Raw genomic sequence first — 3,009 nt, forward strand, 5'->3', positions numbered from 1 at the left:
CGATGCCGTCGAGGACGTTCGACGCCAGCTCGCCGGCCAGACGGGCCGCGTGCGCGTGGGGGCCTCGACCGGCGCCATCGCGCACCTGCTGCCGCCCGCGCTCGAGCGCCTGGCCCGGCAACACCCCGGGGTCGATGTGAACGTGCAGGTGCTGACCTCCAACGAAAGCATGGCCCGGCTCGCGGCCGGCAGCGCCGTGCTGGGGGTGGTGGCGCTGCCGCAGCCGGCCGTGCGCGGCGTGCAGGTCACGCCCCTGCGGCGCGAGGCGGTGGTCGCCTTCCTGCCATCGGCCTGGAAGGCGCCGCAGCGGCTGACTCCGCAATGGCTGGCGGAGCGGCCACTCATCATGAACGACGCCTCCACCCGCCTGTACCGGCAGACCGCGGAATGGTTCTCGGCAGCAGGCGTCCATTGCCGGCCCCGGATCGAGCTCAACTACAACGACGCGATTCGCACGCTGGTCGCCGCCGGCTACGGAGCGGCGCTGCTGCCGCAGGAGTCGTACGAGGCCACGCGCGACCCGCGCATCGCCATCCGCCCGCTCCGCCCGGCGCTGTGGCGACAGCTCGGCCTCGCGGTGAGCGACCGGGGCGCCAGCGGGCCGACGCGTTTCGTGCTGGAGGCGTTGCTGCCGGAGAAGGACCCGGCGGCGTGAGCCGCACCGACTGCCGTTCGCCGGGCGGCGATGGCAACGGGGCGAAACACCGGACAGCTGCCGGGCGCCAGCACGGCGTGGCCGGTGGATACTGCGCACCGCCGCCTCTCGAGCAGCCCTCCTCCACCCGCTTTCCTGCCCCCTGCTTTTCCAGCCTTTTCATGGACCATTCGCTCACATCGCCCACCCCACGCCATCGCGCCGTGCTGGTGGCAGGCATCGCCCTTTGCATCGCCCTGGGACTGGCCTCGCGCCGGTGGCCCGGCGTGCTGTTTCCCGAAGCGCTGGGCAAGTACCCCGGCGATGCGCTGTGGGCGCTGATGGTGATGTTCGGCTGGGCCTGCCTCTGGCCGCGCATGGCCCCGGGCCGGCTGGCCCTGCTGGCGCTGGCGACTTCGTTCGCGGTGGAGTTCTCGCAGCGGTACCAGGCGCCGTGGATCAACGCGATCCGCAGCACCACGCCGGGCCACCTGGTACTGGGGTCGCGGTTCAACGCGATGGATCTGGTGGCCTATGCCGTGGGCGTGGCGGTCGGCCTGGGGCTCGACGGGCTTTACCAGGCCTGGCTGCGCCGAAGGACTGGAAGCCAGGCGGCACGCCCCGATTGAGCGGCCGGGAGGCCCTGCGCAAAGGTCCCTGCCCGTCCGGATGCCCCGCAAGCCTGGCTCATTCAGTCGAACAGCCCCGGCGTCATCGGCCCCTGGCGGGCCACCGGCGCCTCGCGCGCGGCCTGCTCGGTCAGCAGGTTGCCCACGCGCACGCCCAGCAGCCGCAGCCGCTTGTCCAGCGGCACGCGCTTGAGGCACTGCCCGGCCGCCCGGCGAATGGTGGCCGCGTCCTGCGTGGGGTGGTCGATGGTGAGGTCGCGCGTGGCGATCTTGAAGTCGTCATAGCGCAGCTTGATGCCGATGGTCTTGCCCACGTAGCCCTTGCGCTGCAGGTCGCCGGCCACGCGTTCGCACAGGTCGGTGAAGATGCGGCCCAGCTCGGCGCGGTCGCGCACGGCGTGCAGGTCGCGGTCGAAGGTGGTTTCGCGGCTCATGGAAACGGGCTCGCTTTCGGTGACCACGGGGCGGTCGTCGCGGCCCCAGGCGGCCTCGTGCAGCCAGGCACCGCTGGCCTTGCCGAAGTGGCGCACCAGCCAGTCGCGCGGGCGCGCGGCCAGTTCGCCCACCGTGTGGATGCCATGGGACTGCAGCTTGGCGTCGGCCTTGGGGCCGATGCCGTTGATCTTGCGGCACGCCAGCGGCCATATGGCTTTTTCCAGATCGCCCTCGTGCACGATGGAAATCCCGTTGGGCTTGTTGAACTCGCTGGCCATCTTGGCGATGAGCTTGTTGGGCGCAACGCCGATTGAGCAGGTGAGGCCCGTGGCGTCGAGGATGCTTTTCTGGATGAGCCGCGCGAGCGACCGGCCGCCGTCGCGCTGGCCGCCCGGCACGTGCGTGAAGTCGATGTACACCTCGTCCACGCCGCGGTCTTCCATGACGGGCGCGATGGACACGATCACTTCCTTGAACATCCGCGAAAAGCGCCGGTACGAGGGAAAGTCCACCGGCAGCAGGATGGCCTGGGGACACAGGCGCGCGGCCTTCATGAGCCCCATGGCCGAGCCCACGCCGAACTGCCGCGCGGGGTAGGTGGCGGTGGTGATGACGCCCCGCCCCACGTAGTCCTTGAGCCGCGGGAAGGCCGCGACGGGAATCTCCGACTCGCGGCCGGCATACTCGGCCACCAGGGCCTCGTCCTGCGCCCGCCGGCCACCACCGATGACGGCGGGCAACCCTTTGAGCTGCGGGTAGCGCAGCAACTCCACCGAGGCATAGAACGCGTCCATGTCCAGGTGGGCGATGCGGCGTGGCAGGGGTGCGGCGGGCTCTTCGGGGGCGGTCACGTCCGCCATTGTCCACGCGCTCCCCACCAGCTGCGCAGGCCCGGCGGGATGCCCCCGCGAGCACCTGCGCGATGGGCGATCAGCGCACGCGCAGCGCGCCCGGCTGGCCGTGGCCGGCCAGGCGGAACACGGCCACCGTGTCCACCAGTTGCTGCGCCTGCGCCTTGAGGCTTTCGGCCGCGGCGGCGCTTTCTTCCACCAGCGCTGCATTCTGCTGCGTGACCTGGTCCATCTGGCTCACGGCCTCGCCGACCTGGGACACGCCCGAACTCTGCTCGGCGGTGGCGGCGCTGATCTCGCTCACGATGTCGCTCACGCGCTGGATCGACGACACGATCTCGCTCATCGTGGTGCCGGCTTCGTCCACCAGCGCCGTGCCGCGCTCGACGCGCTCCACGCTGTCGGTGATGAGGGCCTTGATCTCCTTGGCGGCGTCGGCCGAGCGTCCGGCCAGGCTGCG

Annotated in this window: 4 protein-coding genes; 2 read left to right on the forward strand and 2 right to left on the reverse strand. The window is 71.3% G+C overall.

Translation table 11 applies throughout. The features are described from left to right. A partial coding sequence (locus AC27IQ_RS21495) for a LysR family transcriptional regulator substrate-binding protein (protein ID WP_487090724.1) occupies positions 1–655 on the forward strand: 655 nt, incomplete at its 5' end. 161 nt (positions 656–816) lie between these two features. Further along, positions 817–1,263, forward strand: coding sequence for a ribosomal maturation YjgA family protein (locus AC27IQ_RS21500; protein ID WP_487090725.1), 447 nt, complete (start codon positions 817–819; stop codon positions 1,261–1,263). Between the two features lie 62 nt (positions 1,264–1,325). Here AC27IQ_RS21500 and AC27IQ_RS21505 read toward each other — a convergent pair whose 3' ends face one another. Together AC27IQ_RS21505 and AC27IQ_RS21510 are read right to left on the reverse strand one after the other, a co-directional pair. After that, positions 1,326–2,558 carry a DNA polymerase Y family protein gene (locus AC27IQ_RS21505; RefSeq protein ID WP_284429008.1) on the reverse strand — a complete coding sequence of 411 codons (1,233 nt, stop codon included), beginning with the start codon at positions 2,556–2,558 and terminating at the stop codon, positions 1,326–1,328. Positions 2,559–2,628: 70 nt separating this feature from the next. Beyond that, positions 2,629–3,009, reverse strand: a 381-nt coding sequence (locus AC27IQ_RS21510; protein ID WP_487090726.1) for a methyl-accepting chemotaxis protein, incomplete at its 5' end; no start/stop codon positions are given.

The sequence above is a fragment of the Acidovorax sp. KPB24-07 genome (genome assembly GCF_057543315.1).

What these genes read in the sequence shown, in the direction of transcription:
- AC27IQ_RS21500 (WP_487090725.1), top strand. Translation starts at nt 817, where the DNA reads ATGGACCATTCGCTCACATCGCCCACCCCACGCCATCGCGCCGTGCTG.
- AC27IQ_RS21505 (WP_284429008.1), bottom strand. Translation starts at nt 2,558, where the DNA reads ATGGCGGACGTGACCGCCCCCGAAGAGCCCGCCGCACCCCTGCCACGC.